14 protein-coding genes are annotated in these 16,045 nt (G+C 74.2%); 7 read left to right on the top strand and 7 right to left on the bottom strand.

The genetic code is table 11. The features are described 5' to 3' along the window. Positions 1 to 130: 130 nt before the first annotated feature. On the top strand, positions 131 to 1,285 hold the full coding sequence (locus ACEPPI_RS21900; protein ID WP_373916944.1) for a DUF3533 domain-containing protein: 1,155 nt from the start codon (positions 131 to 133) through the stop codon (positions 1,283 to 1,285). A 96-nt stretch (positions 1,286 to 1,381) separates the two neighbouring features. Here ACEPPI_RS21900 and ACEPPI_RS21895 read toward each other — a convergent pair whose 3' ends face one another. From ACEPPI_RS21895 to ACEPPI_RS21885, 3 genes are all read right to left on the bottom strand, one after another. Then, entirely contained in the window at positions 1,382 to 1,798 is a 417-nt protein-coding gene (locus ACEPPI_RS21895; protein WP_373916943.1) for a hypothetical protein, read from the bottom strand. Positions 1,799 to 1,865: 67 nt separating this feature from the next. After that, a complete protein-coding gene (locus ACEPPI_RS21890) occupies positions 1,866 to 3,521 on the bottom strand; it encodes an amidohydrolase (protein ID WP_373916942.1) in 1,656 nt (551 codons plus the stop codon). 39 nt (positions 3,522 to 3,560) lie between these two features. Further along, positions 3,561 to 4,964, bottom strand: coding sequence for a cytosine permease (locus ACEPPI_RS21885; RefSeq protein WP_373916941.1), 1,404 nt, complete (start codon positions 4,962 to 4,964; stop codon positions 3,561 to 3,563). A 152-nt stretch (positions 4,965 to 5,116) separates the two neighbouring features. Here ACEPPI_RS21885 and ACEPPI_RS21880 point away from each other — a divergent pair, with 152 nt between their 5' ends. Both ACEPPI_RS21880 and ACEPPI_RS21875 read left to right on the top strand, forming a co-directional pair. Next, positions 5,117 to 5,737, top strand: a complete 621-nt coding sequence (locus ACEPPI_RS21880) for a TetR/AcrR family transcriptional regulator (protein ID WP_373916940.1) — start codon at positions 5,117 to 5,119, stop codon at positions 5,735 to 5,737. A gap of 348 nt (positions 5,738 to 6,085) precedes the next feature. After that, a complete protein-coding gene (locus ACEPPI_RS21875) occupies positions 6,086 to 6,988 on the top strand; it encodes an alpha/beta fold hydrolase (protein ID WP_373916939.1) in 903 nt (300 codons plus the stop codon). A 96-nt stretch (positions 6,989 to 7,084) separates the two neighbouring features. Here the strand turns inward: ACEPPI_RS21875 and ACEPPI_RS21870 are convergent, their stop codons facing one another. After that, entirely contained in the window at positions 7,085 to 7,525 is a 441-nt protein-coding gene (locus ACEPPI_RS21870; protein ID WP_373916938.1) for a phage tail protein, read from the bottom strand. Positions 7,526 to 7,679: 154 nt separating this feature from the next. On the opposite strand from ACEPPI_RS21870, the gene ACEPPI_RS21865 reads away from it, so the two are divergent. Continuing rightward, the gene (locus tag ACEPPI_RS21865; RefSeq protein WP_373916937.1) at positions 7,680 to 8,288 is read left to right on the top strand and encodes a GNAT family N-acetyltransferase; all 609 of its coding nucleotides are present in this window, start codon (positions 7,680 to 7,682) and stop codon (positions 8,286 to 8,288) included. A gap of 12 nt (positions 8,289 to 8,300) precedes the next feature. Here the strand turns inward: ACEPPI_RS21865 and ACEPPI_RS21860 are convergent, their stop codons facing one another. Next, positions 8,301 to 10,892, bottom strand: coding sequence for an NACHT domain-containing protein (locus ACEPPI_RS21860; RefSeq protein WP_373916961.1), 2,592 nt, complete (start codon positions 10,890 to 10,892; stop codon positions 8,301 to 8,303). Between the two features lie 380 nt (positions 10,893 to 11,272). On the opposite strand from ACEPPI_RS21860, the gene ACEPPI_RS21855 reads away from it, so the two are divergent. Continuing rightward, positions 11,273 to 11,641, top strand: a complete 369-nt coding sequence (locus ACEPPI_RS21855) for a hypothetical protein (protein ID WP_373916936.1) — start codon at positions 11,273 to 11,275, stop codon at positions 11,639 to 11,641. Positions 11,642 to 11,677: 36 nt separating this feature from the next. Here ACEPPI_RS21855 and ACEPPI_RS21850 read toward each other — a convergent pair whose 3' ends face one another. Both ACEPPI_RS21850 and ACEPPI_RS21845 read right to left on the bottom strand, forming a co-directional pair. Further along, the gene (locus ACEPPI_RS21850; protein ID WP_373916935.1) at positions 11,678 to 12,577 is read right to left on the bottom strand and encodes an aminoglycoside phosphotransferase family protein; all 900 of its coding nucleotides are present in this window, start codon (positions 12,575 to 12,577) and stop codon (positions 11,678 to 11,680) included. Positions 12,578 to 12,680: 103 nt separating this feature from the next. After that, entirely contained in the window at positions 12,681 to 13,244 is a 564-nt protein-coding gene (locus ACEPPI_RS21845; protein WP_373916934.1) for an NADPH-dependent FMN reductase, read from the bottom strand. Positions 13,245 to 13,513: 269 nt separating this feature from the next. On the opposite strand from ACEPPI_RS21845, the gene fxsA reads away from it, so the two are divergent. Then, positions 13,514 to 13,678 carry an FxSxx-COOH cyclophane-containing RiPP peptide gene (fxsA, locus tag ACEPPI_RS21840; RefSeq protein WP_373916933.1) on the top strand — a complete coding sequence of 55 codons (165 nt, stop codon included), beginning with the start codon at positions 13,514 to 13,516 and terminating at the stop codon, positions 13,676 to 13,678. A gap of 29 nt (positions 13,679 to 13,707) precedes the next feature. Then, the gene (gene fxsB, locus ACEPPI_RS21835; RefSeq protein WP_373916932.1) at positions 13,708 to 15,960 is read left to right on the top strand and encodes a radical SAM/SPASM protein FxsB, inactivated metallohydrolase extension form; all 2,253 of its coding nucleotides are present in this window, start codon (positions 13,708 to 13,710) and stop codon (positions 15,958 to 15,960) included. Positions 15,961 to 16,045 lie beyond the last annotated feature (85 nt).

Genomic DNA, 16,045 nt, shown 5'->3' with positions numbered 1-16,045 from the left:
TTCGCTCGAATCAACACCTCCCCCGGCTCCACCATAGAGCAATTCGAATATCCGTGCGAAACACTTGTTCGATCATCCATTCGGTCCTCCCCTGCTGCGGCCGGCCCCCGCCGCGTCGAGCGTGAGGGACATGACCCAGCCCACCGAGAGTCCCGCCGCCGAGCCGCCCGGCGGCTTCCTCGCCGAGGTCAAGGACGCCGTGACCGTCCGGGCCGCCCTGCTGGTCCTGGGCGTACTGGCCCTCCAGCTGGCCTTCGTCACCTCGTACATCGGGGCCTTCCACCACCCCGAGCCCCACGAGATCCCGATCGCGGTGGCCGCTCCCGTCGAGCGGGTCGCCCAGCAGTCGGCGCAGCGGCTCGCCGCCCTCCCCGGCAAACCCCTCGACCCCCGCGCGGTCGAGAACGAGGCCGCCGCCGTCACCCAGGTCGAGAACCGGGAGGTCGACGGCGCGCTGGTCATCGACCCGGCGGGCACCACCGACCGGCTGTTCGTCGCGAGCGGTGCCGGGGCCTCGCTCTCCCAGGCCCTGGAGCAGGTCGTCGGCGCGGTCGAGAAGGCCCAGGGGCGCGGCGTCCGGGTCGTCGACGTGGCCCCCGCCTACCGGGGCGACGCCCGCGGGCTCAGTTCCTTCTACCTGGTCATCGGCTGGTGCGTGGGCGGTTACCTGTGCGCCGCGATCCTCGCGATCAGCGCCGGGGCCCGTCCCGCCAACATCCACCGCGCCGTCATCCGGCTCGGCGCGCTCTTGCTGTACTCCCTCGTCGCGGGGCTGCTCGGCGCGGTCATCGCCGGCCCGGTGCTGGACGCGCTGCCCGGCTCGCTCATGGGGCTGTGGGGCCTGGGCACCCTGGTCGTCTTCGCGGTCGGCGCGATCACCCTGGCCTTCCAGGGGCTGGCGGGCGTGATCGGCATCGGGCTGGCCATCCTGCTGGTCGTGGTGCTCGGCAACCCGAGCGCCGGGGGCGCCTACCCGTACCCGCTGCTGCCGCCGTTCTGGAGCGCGATCGGCCCGGCCCTGCCGCCGGGCGCCGGCACGTACGCCGCCCGTTCCATCACCTACTTCCACGGCAACGGCGCCCGCGGGCCGATGCTCGTGCTGGCCGCCTGGGCTGTGGCCGGCGCCGCGATCACCCTGGCCTGCGCGGTCACGCGCCGGGGCAGACCGGGGGCGGCGGTGGGCAGCGGCCTGCCCGACGACGACCCGTCCGTACCCGGCTCCACCGGCGGAACCGGCCACGGACCCGGCCACGGACCCGGCCCCGTGGCCGAACCCGGACGGTGAACACCCCCGGGACGGCGGTGTTCACCCACGCCCCCGCCCACCGGCCGGCAGCCACCGCCCCGGGGCCCGGACGGCCCCCTCCGGCGGGCGGCCGGTTCACCGGCCCGCCGGGTCCGGTCCCTCCAGCAGCCGGGCCGTCCGGGCGGCTTCGGCGTCGTAGACCCGGAAGTCGACGCGCTGTCCGTCCGGGGCCCGGTACTCCAGCACGCGCATGCCCGGCCGCATGCCCTCCCGGACGGCCACCCGGCCGCCCACGGGCACCGGAACCGCTCCGCGCAGCGGGGCCTTGAACTCCGCGCCCGTGCCGTCCGCGCCGACGCCGAGCTTCCCGTAGCCGAAGAACCGCCGGCGCGCCCCCTGTCGCCAGCGTGCCCGGCAGGGGACGGCCACGACGGCGCCGCCCGAGGCGGACGCCGTGCGCGCGGCCGCCCGGCGGGAGACCGTCCTGCGGGCCAGGGTCCCGGTCGTCAGGACGACGAGCGCCAGCAGCACGAACTCGACGAGCGCGTCCATGTCCCCACCCCCTCCTGGGAGCGGAGCCGCCCCGGAGGGGCAGCGCAGGCACACCCGGCGCCGGGATTCAGCCCGCCCGGTGGACGATTTCGCCCGCCACCACCACGGTTTCGGCCACCGTGCCCGGGATCCGTTCCGCCGGGATGCGCAGGATGTCGCGGGAGAGCACCACGAAGTCCGCCGCCTTGCCGACGGTGAGGGAACCGCGTTGCGCCTCCAGGAAGTTGGCGTGGGCGGAGCCCATCGTGTAGCCGTACACCGCCGTCTCCACGTCCACCGTCTCCGCCGGCTGCCACGCGGGGCCCCCGCCGGACAGCGGGCGGCGGGTGACCGCCGTGTAGATGCCGACCATCGGGTCCATCTCGGCGACGTTCCAGTCGCTGGAGAAGGCGAGCACCGCCCCGGCCTCGTGCAGGCTCCGCATCGGCCAGGCCTTGTGCCAGCGCTCCTCCCCCACGTTCTCGGCCCAGTCCTGGCCGGGGCCCGCGATCTCGGGCGCGCAGTGCCGCGGCTGCATGCAGGCGACCACGCCCAGCTCGGCGAAGCGCGGCACGTCCTCGGGGTCCAGGCACTCCACGTGCACCACCTGGTGGCGGGCGTCGCGCGGGCCGTTGACGGCGCGGGCGTGCGCGACGGCGTCCAGGACGGTGCGGATGCCCCGGTCGCCGGTGGCGTGGACGAAGCACTGGAAGCCCCGCGCGTCCAGCTTCGCCAGCAGCTCCGCGAACTCCTCGGCCGGGTAGAAGGTCTCGCCCCGGTGGTGGCCGCAGCCCGCGTACGGTTCCAGCAGCGCGGCCGTACGGGGTTCCACCACGTCGTCGATGTACAGCTTGAGCGGGCCCACCCGCAGCCGGTCCCCGTCGAACCGCCGGGCGGCCTCGGCGAACGCGTCCAGGTCGGCGTCGCCTGTGCCGCGCGGGTGGAACAGGGCGGCGACGATCCGCGAGCGCAGCCGGCCCTCGGCGCGGGCCCGTTCGTACAGTTCGAGGTCGTCGAGGGAGTTCTGCGGTTCGACGACGGTGGTGATGCCGAAGCCGATGGCGTCGTCGAGGCTCCTGGCGAGGCGTCCGTACTGCCGGTCGGGCGAGGCCCACGGCACGCCCAGTTCGCGCAGCGCCCGGTGGCCGTCCCGGGACAGGCCCTTGACGGCGAAGTCCTTGACGAAGCCGGTGGGTTCGCCGGTCACCGGGTCCACGGCGGCCGTGCCGAAGGGCAGGTCCGTACGGTCCCGGGAGACGCCCAGCCGGTGCAGGGCCGCGGTGTTCAGCCAGGCCGTGTGGACGTCGTACGAGAGCACGATCGCCGGGACGTCACCGGTGACCGGGTCCAGGTCCGCGGCGGTGGGCATCCGGCCGCCCGGGATCGCGGAGTAGTCGAAGGCCTCGGCCTCGATCCACCCGGCGTCGGGGTGCTCCGCCCGCCAGGCCCGTATCCGCTCCCGGATGCCCTCCAGGGTGCGCACCCCCGCGAGCTGGACGCAGTCCGCGTCGGAGCCGAGCCGGACGTGGTTGTGGGCGTCGACGAACCCGGGCAGGACCAGCCGGCCGCCCGCGTCGATCCGCTCGGTGTCCGGACCGGCCCAGGCGGCCGCCCCGGCGTCGGGCCCGACCCAGACGATCACCCCGTCGCGGACGGCGAGGGCCTCGGCCTCGGGCAGGTCCGGGTCCACGGTGTGGATCCGGGCTCCGGTCAGCAGCAGGTCGGCGGGGAGGGGACGGGACATGGGTGCTCCAGGGTGCGTGGACGTACGGGGGGGAGGAGGTCAGGCCGCGGGGGCGTGCGCCGGGAGGCGGCGGCGGGCGAGGGCCCAGTAGACGAGCCCGGAGACCACCGAGCCGAAAAGGGTCAGGTCGGCTCCGCCGAGCGGGGCCACGAGCGGTCCCGTCCACAGCTCCGAGTCGCAGGTCAGGGCGGCGAAGACCAGACCGGCGAGGAGGGCGGTCATCCCGGCGGGGTGGTAGCCGGAGCGGTACCAGTAGGTGCCCTGGCGTCCGGCGTGCAGGGCTTCGGCGTCGTAGTGGCAGCGGCGCATCAGCATGTCGGCGAGGAAGACCCCGCCCCAGGGGGCGAACACGATGATCAGGAGGGAGAGGAAGGAGAGCAGCGAGGTGGTGAAGTCGGCCAGGAAGAGCGCGGCGAGCGAGCCGGCGGCGGTGACGGCGGCGCTGATGCCGAGGGCGCGGGCGCGGCTCCACGGGATGCCGAGGACCTGGAGGTTCAGGCCGGAGGAGTAGAGGGTGATGATCGAGTTGGTGACGGAGCCGCCGAGGACCAGGAACAGGAACAGCGGCCGGAACCAGCCGGGCAGCAGGCCCTCGGCTCCGGCGACGGCGTCGGTCATGTCGGTCTGGGTCGCGGCGGCCACCCCGGCGACGCCGAGGGCCACGGAGGAGACGATGCCGCCGAGGGCCCCGCTCCAGGTGATCGACTTCAGGGTGGTGGTGCGGGGCAGGTAGCGGGTGTAGTCGGCGGGCATCGGCAGGTACGAGAACGGCCCGGCGAGCATCACCACGAAGGCCAGGCTCCAGCCGGAGAGTCCGGGCGCGGCGGCCGGGGCGGCGGAGGTGTCGGCGCCCGGCAGGACGAAGACGAGCAGCGCGCCGAAGCCGGCGGCCAGCACGTACGCCGCCCAGCGCTCGGCGAACTGCACGGTGGCGTGGCCCCACAGGGTGACGGCGAAGGTGAGCACGAGGGTGATGGCGAGCGCGAGGGCGCGGGCCGTCTTGCCGTCGGCGAGGCCGGTCTGGGCGAGGAGCAGCTCCAGCGCCAGGGTGCCGACGACGGTGTTGACGATGGTGTAGCCGATGCTCACCACCCAGTTCAGGACCCCGGCGGGGAAGTTGCCGCGGGTCCCGAAGGCGGCGCGGGAGATGACGAGGGTGGCGGTGCCGGTGCGGATGCCGCTGAGTCCGGCGGCGCTGATCGCGAAGAAGGACAGGGCGCTGAGCACGACCACGGCGGTGGCCTGCCAGAAGGAGAGCCCGAAGGCGACGGCGAGGGCGCCGTTGATCACGTAGGTGAAGGTGAGGTTGGAGCCGAACCAGAGCCAGAAGAGGTCCTTGGCGCCGCCGTGGCGTTCCGCGTCGGGAATGGGGTCGATGCCGTGCGTCTCGACGCGGAACACCTCGTCGACGTCGGCTCTCTCCTGTGTCTCCTGCTGTGCCATGACGGACCCCTGACTCTGGCTGACGCCGGCCATGAACCTTGAATGACGTTCTAGGTTCTTGAATGGCATTCAAGATGCGGTGCGGGATACGGCCACGTCAAGACCCTGTCCGGGATAAGGTCTGGCCAAGGAAGATCGGGAAGGCGGGACCGGTGGCGGGAGCGGCGCGGCGGCGCGACGGGCGGATCGCCCAGGAGCGGATGCTCGAAGAGGCCATGGCGGCGATCGCCGAGGACGGCCTGGCCACGCTCACGATGTCCGCGCTGGCGGAGCGGCTCGGCACCAGCGGCGGCCACATCCTGTACTACTTCGGCAGCAAGGACCGGCTGCTGCTGGAGGCCCTGCGCTGGAGCGAGGAGCAGCTCGCCGAGGAGCGCCGGGCGCTGCTGGGCCGGCGGGTGACCGCCTCCCGCAAGCTGGACCTCTTCCTGGAGCTGTACCTCCCCGAGGGGCCGCGCGACCCGCGCTGGACGCTCTGGATCGAGCTGTGGGCCCGTACCGCCTCCAACGAACCGCTGAAGGCCGCCCAGGAGGAGATCGACGAGGGCTGGCAGCGGGACCTGGAGGCGCTCCTCGCCAAGGGGGTGGACCAGGGCAGGTTCGCGCCCCTGGACGTGCCCGCCCGCGCCTCGGAGCTGCTGGCCCTGCTGGACGGGCTCAGCACCCGGGTCGTCCTCGGCCAGCGCGGCGCGGACCGCGACCGGGCCCTGGAGCGGGCCCGGTCGGCGGTGGCCCTGCTGGTCCCGGCCCCGCCGAGGGCGCCGGAGGCGTGAGCGCGGCCGGGAGGCGCCGCGGGGACGCGGAGGGCCCGCCCGGGTCTCGTCGGCCTCCGTGGCGGGAACCCTTCTTTTCGAACTGTTTTCCTGATGGGCCAATTCGACACCCAAAACCGGAAGCAACCGCACCGAAAAAGCCCTTCAACGACAGGGCGAAGGCCCGTTCAGCACCGTTCACATCTTTTTGATCACCGCCTTGACCTGCGCATATGCCAGGGGACCAAAGACTCCTGCGCGCCCGCGAAATCCTTCACAAGAATTTCCCGGGGATGCGGCCTACCGCATTCCCCGGCCGAAGAGCACAATCACCCTGACTGCTCGCGTCGAGCGTGAGGGAGGGAACGCGTGCGCAAAGAAGTGCGCACCGCGGACGGACGCACCCTGGTGGCCGAACGCTGGGGCGATCCGGACGGCAAGCCCGTCCTCCTGCTCCACGGCATGCCCGGCAGCCGCCTGGGCCCGGCGCCCCGGGGCATGGTCCTCTACCAGCGGCGGGTGCAGCTCATCGCCTACGACCGGCCCGGCTACGGCGCCTCCGACCGCCACCCCGGCCGCACCGTCGCCGACGTGGCCCACGACGTGGCCGCCGTCGCCGACTCCTTCGGCCTGGGCACCTTCGCCGTGGCCGGCCGGTCCGGCGGCGGCCCCGGCGCCCTGGCCTGCGCCGCCCTGCTGCCCGACCGGGTCACCCGGACCGCCGCCCTGGTCCCCCTCGCCCCCCGGGACGCCGAGGACCTGGACTGGTTCGCCGGGATGGCCGCCTCGAACGTACGGGAGTACACCACCGCCACCGACGACCCCGAGGAGCTCGCCGCCCGGCTGATCCCCCGCGCCGCCGGGATCCGCCGGGACCCGGGACGGCTCCTGGAGGAGCTTCGCCGGGAGCTGACCCTCAACGACCGCATGATCGTCTCCGATTCGGGCCTGCGGTCGATGCTGCTGCGCAACTACCGCGAGGGGGTCCGGACCTCGGCCTGGGGCTGGATCGACGACATCCTGGCCTTCAGCCGCCCCTGGGGCTTCGACCCCGCCGACATCCGCTCCCCCGTCCTGATCTGGCACGGGGAGCTGGACGTGTTCTCCCCGGTCGGCCACTCCCGCTGGCTGGGCCGCCGCATCCCCGGCGCCACCACCACCATCGACCCGGACGCCGCCCACTTCGCGGCCTTCCGCGCCCTGCCCGACGTCCTCAACTGGCTGCTGCGCGAACTCCCGGCCCCGGCCCTGGGCGAGGAGCAGCCCGCCTAGGGGCTGCCCGGCGGGCTCACGTCTTCCACGGCACCGTCACCGTCGCCGCGATCCGGCTGTGGCTGCGGACGTGATCCGCCGGACAGAACCCCATGGCTACTCGACGGTGATGTCTTCGTAGGTGATCGTCACCTGTTCCGTCGCGGGCCCGGACTCGGAGGCCCCCAGCGACGGCCCCTCCCAGCGGGACGCCCGGGCGTTGCTGAGGTGGATGCGGCGGACGGTCCGCCTCTCCGCGTCCTGCAAGGCGATCGTGATGTTCTGACGGGCGGCGTCGAGCTCGGCGTCGGCCAGGGTGGCCTTGATCCAGTCGGTGAACGCGGTGCTCTTGTCCATACCCCGGGTGATCGTGATCTCGCCGGTCCTGCGCGCGCCCGGCTGCTTGCGGATGAGCAGTTCACCGGTCGGTGAGACCTGCCGGACCTCCACCACGTCCTGCTCCAGCTGGAGTCCCGAGACGCTCTGGACGGTCTCGACCTGGAACTTGCCGAGCTCGATGGCGAAGGTGCTGCTGCTGAAGCCGTCACCGGTCAACACGATGTACGCCTCCCACTGCTCATGACCGAGCGGCCGGCGGTCGTTTCCGCCGGCTCGCCGTACACGCACCCAACGCCACGAGCGCGGGGAGGTCACGCGCGGGGAGCGGGACCCCGGCCCCGGGCTCAAGATCATCGGGTGCAGAATGACCCGTATGTCGATAACGAACACGCCCGAAACGGCCGCGATCGAAGACGCCCCCCTCGTCAGCCGCATCCTGACCCGCGCCTTCGACGACGACCCCATGATGCGCTGGTTCTTCCCCGACGACGCCTCCCGCGAGGAGTCGCTGGGCCGATACTTCACCACCCTCTTCACCCGGCAGTACGTCCACCACGGCGTGTGCGAGCGCACCGGGTCGGCCGCCTCCTTCTGGGTGGCCCCGGAAGCGGGGGCCAAGGCCGTTCCCGACGCCGGGACCATCGAGGAGCTGCGCGGCATCCTCGGTGACCGGGCCGGCCTGTTCGGGGAGGCCGTCGGGGCGGCCTCCGCGCACACGCCGCAGGAACCGCACTGGTACCTCGCGCTCATCGGCGCCGACCCGGCCGCCCAGGGCCGGGGCCACGGCGCCGCCCTGCTGCGTTCGGGGCTGGCCAAGGCCGACGCGGCGGGCCTGCCCGCCTACCTGGAGTCCTCCAAGCCCTCCAACCTCCCCCTCTACGAGCACTTCGGCTTCCGGGTGCGCGCGGAGGTGCCGCTGCCGGGCGGTGGGCCCGTGCTGTGGGGAATGTGGCGCGAGCCGCGCCGGCCGGCCGACGCCTAGTCGCGTGACCCGTCACGTCCGGCCGCGTGCGGCGGGCACCGCCGGGCCGGGCGTGACGCGCGGCAGCAGCCGCTCCACCTGGGTGTCCAGGTGGAGTTGGAGCAGGCGGTGCGGGAAGAAGAACCCGCTGTCCGTCCGGAAGAGCAGCACCCGCTCCTCCGCGGTGTGCAGGAACCGCCGGTACCGGTAGGGGGTGTGCCCCCGGTACGCCAGGATCGCCCGGATCGTCCAGTGCCGCAGGACCGCCAGGCCCCCGAACCGGAAACCCCGCACCACGGCGAACAGCAGCCCCAGCAGGGCGGCCACGAAGCCGGCCGGCCGCAGGTCGTGGCCGGGCACCGCCAGGCCGATCAGCACGATCAGGCCGAGCGCCCCCACGGCCAGCCCGGCGAAGCCGTGGACCAGGGAGAAGCGCACCGTGCGGCGCACGCCCTCGTTGGGGCGCGGGCGGCGGTCCTGGAGCGAGGGTTCGAACTGGTTGCCGACGATGTAGACCAGGCCCAGCAGCGCGGCCGCGGCCGGGCCGATCCACGAGGGTTCCGGGCAGAGCAGGTGGACGACGTAGCCGAGGAGGAACTCGATGGCCAGCCACATGAACAGGGACAACGCACCGCGCACGATGTGGAACTTGGCCTTCGAATAGATCATCCGCTCGCTTCGCCGCCAGGTCCACCGCATCTGCTCCACCGGATCGAAGACATCGGTGAAGGAGGCCTCCATCTGGGTGGCGGCGACCCACATGTAGGCGAGGGCCACCACCACGGCTCCCGGCGCCAACAGGTCGACGTGCGCCACGTAGACCAGCCAGTACACCATGAGGACCATCAGCGGCCCGGTGGCCGCGACGGGACCCACGAGGGCCCCGCGCCGTCGGCCGCCGCCGTCCTCGCCGCCTTCCTCGCCGGCCTCCACCGCCCGCTTCTCCGACTTGTACGCCGTCACGGCGCAGGTGACCCCCATGGTGGCGGCGAGGGCCGCCGCGCCGGAGACGCTGGTGTGCACCACCCCGGCGCGCACCGCCGCCGCCACCCACAGGACGGGCAGCCCGAGCGCGCAGACCGACATGGCGAGGTTCGGGATGATCCGCGGGAGCATCTGCTCCGTGCGCGACAGCCAGCCGAGGTCGAGGCGGTCCAGGTAGAGCACGTGCTCACCGCGCTCGGTCAGGGTCCGGGCCAGCCAGGTGAGCCAGGTCAGGGTCCGCTCGGGAGCCCCGTCCGGCCGCGGGCGCTCGCGCCGCAGGCACTCCCCCACGTAGGCGTCGAAGATCCGGCCGCGCCGTTCGGCGAGGCTGCCGGGCCGGCGCAGGTCGGTCGCGGGCCTGTTGCGGTACGTGACGCGGATGAAGCCGAGCATCATCGGCGACTGGAGCAGCGGCCACAGGTCCGCGTCCTCCTCCAGGGCGGCGTGCACGTCCGCGAGGGCCTCCCGGTCGGCGGCGAGGAAGTCCTGGACGTCCTGCCGGCCCGGGGGCTGGATCTCGACGTAGTGCCGGGAACGGAGGGCGAAGGCGAGACGGCGCAGGTCGGCCTCGTCCGTGCGGCAGCCGACGGCCATCCCCGGGCAGGCGCGGCGCAGGCGCCGCAGTTCCGCGACGCACTTGGACCGGTCCCCCTCCGGCACCTCGTCCAGGCCGTCCAGCACCGGGAGCAGCCGGTGCTCGCTCAGCCAGGTGCGCACCAGCAGGCGGGAGACGTCGCTGTACTGACGGACGATCGCCTCGGCCAGCCACTCCTCCAGCGGTTCGCCCCGGTAGGTGTCCAGGCGCAGGTAGACCGGGACCCGCAGGGGCTCCCCGTCGGCGCCGCCGTCCAGTTCCTCGACGGCCAGGCGGTGTGCGAGCCGGGCGAGTTGGGTGGTCTTGCCCATGCCCGGCTTGCCCAGCAGGACCAGGTCGTCGGTTTCCTCGTAGAGCGCGCGGATGCTCGTCACGTGGGTCGCCACCGGTACGGGTTCGTTCCTGCGGGCCCTCCTGTCCCGGCGGCCGCGCCCGGCGTACTCCTCGCGGCGCGCGGTCAGGACCGCGAACCGCGGCCGGAGGTAGTGGTGGGCCTCGGCCCGCGCGAGTTCGTCGGCCGTCCTGTTCCTGACCTGCTTGACCAGCTTGCGGCGCAGGCGTCCCGCCTGCCGGTCCCGGCGGGTCCGCGCCGGCCAGGTGAACGCCATGACCACCCACGCGACGGCGTTCCGCAGCAGCCTGCGAACGGGGTAGCGGCGGACGTCCGGGGCGGGACCGGGAGCGGACGGCGGGGCGTCCGCGACGGGCTCCGGGGACCCGTCCGCGGCGGCGTCCTCGACCCCGGGCAGCGGCGGAAGGGGTTCTTCCTCCGAGGCGGCCGACCCGGCGCCCGCCGCCATGACCGACGCCGCCACGGCCGACTCCCGCTCGGCGACGGCGCGGTGCCACCGCGGCTCCCACTCGGCGGGGTCCCCGCCCAGCGCCGTCACCATGGACAGGAACGGGGACAGCGAGGGGGGTCTCTTGCCCGAGAAGGACTCCGAGACGTAGGACCGGCTGCAGTGGGCGGCTTCGGCCAGTGCGGTGACGGTGGGGCGTTCGGCCGGGTCCAGTCCTTCGTAGAGCTCGTCGTGGACCCGGCGCATGAGCGTCACCCAGGGCCGTATCTCCGGTGGGGCCGCCGCCGGATCGGGGCGCTGGGGCCCCCGTGGCCGAAAGCCGGCAGATGCTGCCATCAGCTCTCCTCGTTCACGAGCCGTTCATTGGCGTTCACTCGTTCACAGGTGCCGGACGTCCCTGGTCAGCGGGGGTGCGGCGGGCATAGAACGGTGGTCGGTGGGACGCGTCGGCCAGGGCCTCCGCAGCCTGTTCCGGGGCGCCAAGTCCGCCCCGGAGCACTCATATTGGCCATCGGAGCGTCGCCTGTACGGCCAACCGTCAGGTCCGGAGGATTTCTTGACGGATCCGTCGGCCCCGGCGCGTACCCCGCCACCATCCGTCGCCCGTTCGTTCGAGGAGCATGCACATGACCGTCACACGCCTTCTCGCCCCCCTCGGCGGCCTGTTGGCGGCCGGCCCGGTGGCACTGGACGGGGCCCCCTGGTGGGCGGCCGCGACGACGGCCTTCGCCGGCCTGCTGGTCCTGCGGGCCGAGGCCCTCGTCAACGCCCGCAACGAGGCCCGCCGGGGGTTCCACGAACACCGGCTCCTGGGCGAGGTGCCCCGCCGGCAGGCGCTGGCGTACCTGCGCGAGGTCAGGCGGGACCGGTCCGACCCGGCCGCCGACCGGCCCGGACCGCCGTCCGACGCCGGCGCGGGCGCGGGCGGCGGCTCGGGCGGCGGCTCGGGTGCCGCTACGGATACGGATACGGGTACGGGCGCCGGTGCGGCCTGACCGGGCCGGTGTGGGCGGGGCCGCGGCGGTGGGGGGTCAGGCCCCGGTGAGCACCGCCCGGATCGTGTGGCGGGCGGTGCGGGCCATCTCCGGGTTCGTCCGGCGGTGGTACGGCAGGGAGATCAGGGCCTGCGAGAGGGCCCGGCCCCGGCCCCGGGTCCAGGTCGCGTCGTCCACGCCGAGCGCCGCGCGGAAGACCTCACGGGCTCCGGCGGGCAGCAGGTTCCACGCGGGGAACAGATCGCAGGCCGGATCGCCGACGCCGGTGCACCCGAAATCGATCACCGAGGTCAGCCGGCCGTCCCGGACCAGCAGGTTTCCCGGCATCAGGTCGGCGTGCAGCCACACCGGCGGCCCGTACCGGGCGGGGGCCCGCAGGGCCTCCTCCCACACGGCGGTCGCGGCGTCGCAGTCGACGCCCTCCTCCGGGATCCCGCGCAGCGCCTCGATCGCAGCCCGCGTACCGGCGTCGAGCGAGGCGACCGGTCCGCCCCGGTACGCCCGCGGTCCGCCCGGCAGGGTGACCCCGCGCATCGCCCCCACGAAGGCGGCGAGGTCCGCGGCCAGGGATCCGGGCGCGGTCAGCGCCCCCTCGCGGGGGTTCTCGCCCGGCATCCACCGGTACACCGACCAGGGCCACGGGTACCCCTTCGCGGGTTCCCCGGCCCCGAGCACCTCGGGGACGGCCACGGGCAGCCGGGGGGCGAGGCGGGGCAGCCACTCCCGCTCCAGCGGCACGTCCTCGGCCCCGTCCCGCGTCAGGGGGAGCCGTACGGCCATGGAACCGCCGAGCCGGTACACGGCGTTGACGGTGCCGCCGGAGGGGAAGCGGGTGACCTCCAGCTCCGCCCAGTGGGGGAACTGCCCCGCGATCAGGCGGCGTACGAGGTCCTCGTCGTGGTGCGCCGGGCCGGTGCCCGTCCGTCCTGTGCTCATGGCCCCATCCGATCGCCGACGCGTACGGGGGTCAAACGTTTTCGCGGGCCCCGCGGGCCCCGCGGCCGCCGGGGACCCGCGCGGCCCCGCCCCCGAACTCCCCTCAGGCCTCGCCCGCCTCCCGTGCGGCCGCGGCCAGCAGGGCGAGGACCCCGGCGAGGCGTTCCCGCGCGGCAGGGTCCGTCAGGAGGCCGTCGGCGGCGGGCTCCCCGCCGCCGACGGGGACGCGGACACAGGCCTCGTCCACGACGGCGGCGCCGGTGTAGCCGAGCACCGTCCGGAGGGTGGCCGCCGCCCCCTCGCCGCGGCCGGGGGCGGCCGCGTTCACCCAGGCGACGGGCTTGTCGCAGATCTCGGTGCCGCCGACCGTCCAGTCCAGCAGGTTCTTGAAGGAGCCGGGCAGGGTGCCCGCGTACTCCGGGGCGCAGATCAGCAGCGCCGCCGCCCCGGCGATCGCCGCGCGCAGTGCGGCCACCGGGGCGGGCAGCGGGTCGTGGTCGTCGTCGGGGCTGAAGTGCGGGAGCCCGCCGAGGCCTTCGTAGAGGACCGCCTCCATCGGCTCCGGGGCCAGCGCGGCCACCTCGTGGGCGGTGCGCAGCACACGGTCGTTGGAGGACCCGGCGCGCAGGCTTCCGGACAGCAGCAGGATCACGGGGGGTGTGGGCATCCGCCCAACCTACCGACCTGCGGTGACGCGCGTCCCGGGCGCCCCCGGCGGTCCCCGGGCGCCCCTGCCCGGAAATTGGATCTTGCATTCCGGCGAACGGCCGAATGCGCCCTCTTGAGAATTGCGCCACGCTTTCTATAGAACGCTTGACCAGGCGTCATGTCTCGGTTGCCAATGGGGTGTGGGCGAGTAAAGTCCACGCTTGACAGCAGTGACGCACTGGTGCCATTCCCCCCCCCATTTCAGATGGCCTCCCCGAGGACGGTGTCGTGAACACTTCCGCAACCCCCCCGACCAGCCCGGACAAGGACCGCCGGGTCCCGCTCACGCGGATCGACGCGCGCAGCGCTTCCGCCGCCGCGGTGATCGGCCGGGTCCTCCACTCGGAATCCGGTCGTCACGTTCAGACACCGATCTTCAACTCTGCGCTCTGACGGAGAAGTACGCGCTCTAGACTGGTGGAATGACCGGCCTGATCGCATTCCGCGAGATCGTCCTGAAGGTTCACAGCAGATGCGATCTTGCTTGTGATCATTGCTATGTCTACGAACACGCAGATCAGAGCTGGCGAGCCCGGCCGAAAGTGATCTCCCCCGGGGTCGTTTCCCAGACCGCGTCGCGGCTCGCCGAACATGCCGGTGCCCATGAACTCCCCTCCGTCACGGTCATCCTCCACGGAGGGGAACCCCTGTTGGCGGGTCCGGACCGACTACGGCTCGTGTGCGAGGAGTTCACCCGCGCGCTCGCCGGTACGGCCGCCCTCGATCTGCGGATCCACACCAACGGCCTCCAGCTGAGCCCCCGGTACCTGGACCTCTTCGCCGAGTACGGCGTCCGGGTGGGCATCTCCCTCGACGGGGACCGCGCGGCCAACGACCGCCACCGCCGCTTCGCGGACGGCCGTACGAGCCACCCCCTGGTGCTGGCCGCCGTCGACCTGCTCCGCTCCGCGCCCTACCGCCACCTCTACCAGGGCCTCCTGTGCACGGTGGACGTGGCCAACGACCCCGGCGCCGTCCTGGACGCCCTGGTCGAACTGGAGCCGCCCCGGATCGACTTCCTGCTCCCGCACGCCACCTGGCAGACCCCTCCGGTCCGGCCCGACGGCGCGCCCGACGCGTACGCGCGCTGGCTGCTGCGGGTCTTCGACCGCTGGGACCGGCTGGACCGGCCGGTGCCCGTACGGCTCTTCGAGTCCCTGCTGTCCACCCTGCGCGGCGGGCCCAGCCTGACGGAGTCCCTGGGGCTGGCCCCGACCGACCTCGTGGTCGTCGAGACCGACGGGACGCTGGAGCAGGTCGACTCCCTCAAGACCGCCTTCGAGGGAGCCGCCGCCACCGGCTTCAACGTCTTCGACCACCCCTTCGACCTGGTCGCGGCCCATCCCGGGGTACGGGCCCGGCAACAGGGCCTGGCGGGCGTCAGCGCTACGTGCCGGCGCTGCCCCGTCGTACGTTCGTGCGGCGGCGGGCTCTACACCCACCGCTACGCGGAGCCGGGCGGCTTCGACAACCCCTCCGTGTACTGCTCCGACCTGCGCGAGCTGGTGGACGGCGTGGAGGGCCGCACCGCCGCCCGGGAGACGGCCCCGGAGCTGGCCGACGCGGACGCGCTCGCCCGGTCGCAGGAGGAGCTGACCCGGGTCCTGCTGGCCCGGCTGCACGCCGACCTCGCGCCGGACCCCGACCGGGCGCGGGCCTGGGAGCTGCTGGCCGCGGTGGAGGCTGCCGGGCGGGCGGGCGCGGACGCGCTGGACGCCGTACTGGACCATCCGTTCACCCGGACCTGGGTGCTGGAGGCCCTGGAGGCCCTGCGGGAGGGGCGGGCGGACGGGCCCGGCGCGGCCCGCCGGCTGGCCGCGCTGGCCGCCGCGGCGGTGCTGCGGGGCGGACTGGAGCTGCCGGCGGAGGTGGCCTACCGGGACGGCGAGGTGTACCTGCCGACGCTGGGCCTGCTGCGGCTCGGGGAGCCCGGCACGGACGGGCGGGCCTCGCTGCACCACACCGGCGAGGGGTACGCCGTACGGGACGGGCGCACCGAGCACCGCTTCGGCCCGGAGGCGGGGGACGCGCGCTGGCTGCCCGTACGGACCTGGTCTCCGGGTCCGGGGGCGGACCCGGTGGCCCTGGAGGACCTGGACCCGTACCGCAACTGCTTCGCCCGCCCGCCCCGGCTGCGGCTCGGCGCCGGCGAGGCGCGGGAGTGGGGCGGCCGGCTCGACGCGGCCTGGGCGCTGCTGCACCGCACCGTCCCCGTGTTCGCCCGTGCGGCGGCCGTGGGGCTGAGCACCCTGACCCCGCTGGCGGGCGGCCCGCGGGCCGTCGGCTGGGGCGAGGCCGGGCGGCACGGGCCGGGCGCGCTCGGGGTGCCGTACGGCGCCGGGGTACGGGAGACCGCGCTGGCCCTGCTGACCGGGCGGCGACGGGCCCGGCTGCGGGCGCTGACGGAGGTGGCCGACCTGTACGCGCTGGACGGGGCCTGGCAGCACCCGTCGCCGTGGCGGACCCGCCCGGTCCCCGTGTCGCGGCTGCTGGCCGACGTGCACGAGCGGGTCGCGGTGGAGGCGTACCGGCGGGCCACCACCACGCACGAGCCCGACGGGGCGGACCGCATCCACCGCGCCCTCGACCGGCTGTCGGGGGCGGCCGAGCTGACGGTGACCGGCAAGCGGCTCGTGGAGGAGCTGCGCTGGGAGCTGAAGGCGGCGGACGCGTGACGGCCCCCGGCCCCGGGCCCGCCCGGACCGACGGACCACCCGGCCGGACCGACGGACCGCCCGGACCGCCCCCGCCCGAGCGGTC

Source organism: Streptomyces sp. AB3(2024) (assembly GCF_041862025.1).
Classification (GTDB): Bacteria; Actinomycetota; Actinomycetes; order Streptomycetales; family Streptomycetaceae; genus Streptomyces.
Note: the sequence above shows the minus strand (reverse complement) of the source record. Positions and strands in the feature narration are given on the sequence as shown.

What these genes read in the sequence shown, in the direction of transcription:
- ACEPPI_RS21900 (WP_373916944.1), top strand. Translation starts at nt 131, where the DNA reads ATGACCCAGCCCACCGAGAGTCCCGCCGCCGAGCCGCCCGGCGGCTTC.
- ACEPPI_RS21895 (WP_373916943.1), bottom strand. Translation starts at nt 1,798, where the DNA reads ATGGACGCGCTCGTCGAGTTCGTGCTGCTGGCGCTCGTCGTCCTGACG.
- ACEPPI_RS21890 (WP_373916942.1), bottom strand. Translation starts at nt 3,521, where the DNA reads ATGTCCCGTCCCCTCCCCGCCGACCTGCTGCTGACCGGAGCCCGGATC.
- ACEPPI_RS21885 (WP_373916941.1), bottom strand. Translation starts at nt 4,964, where the DNA reads ATGGCACAGCAGGAGACACAGGAGAGAGCCGACGTCGACGAGGTGTTC.
- ACEPPI_RS21865 (WP_373916937.1), top strand. Translation starts at nt 7,680, where the DNA reads ATGTCGATAACGAACACGCCCGAAACGGCCGCGATCGAAGACGCCCCC.
- ACEPPI_RS21860 (WP_373916961.1), bottom strand. Translation starts at nt 10,892, where the DNA reads ATGCGCCGGGTCCACGACGAGCTCTACGAAGGACTGGACCCGGCCGAA.
- ACEPPI_RS21855 (WP_373916936.1), top strand. Translation starts at nt 11,273, where the DNA reads ATGACCGTCACACGCCTTCTCGCCCCCCTCGGCGGCCTGTTGGCGGCC.
- ACEPPI_RS21850 (WP_373916935.1), bottom strand. Translation starts at nt 12,577, where the DNA reads ATGAGCACAGGACGGACGGGCACCGGCCCGGCGCACCACGACGAGGAC.
- ACEPPI_RS21845 (WP_373916934.1), bottom strand. Translation starts at nt 13,244, where the DNA reads ATGCCCACACCCCCCGTGATCCTGCTGCTGTCCGGAAGCCTGCGCGCC.
- fxsB (WP_373916932.1), top strand. Translation starts at nt 13,708, where the DNA reads ATGACCGGCCTGATCGCATTCCGCGAGATCGTCCTGAAGGTTCACAGC.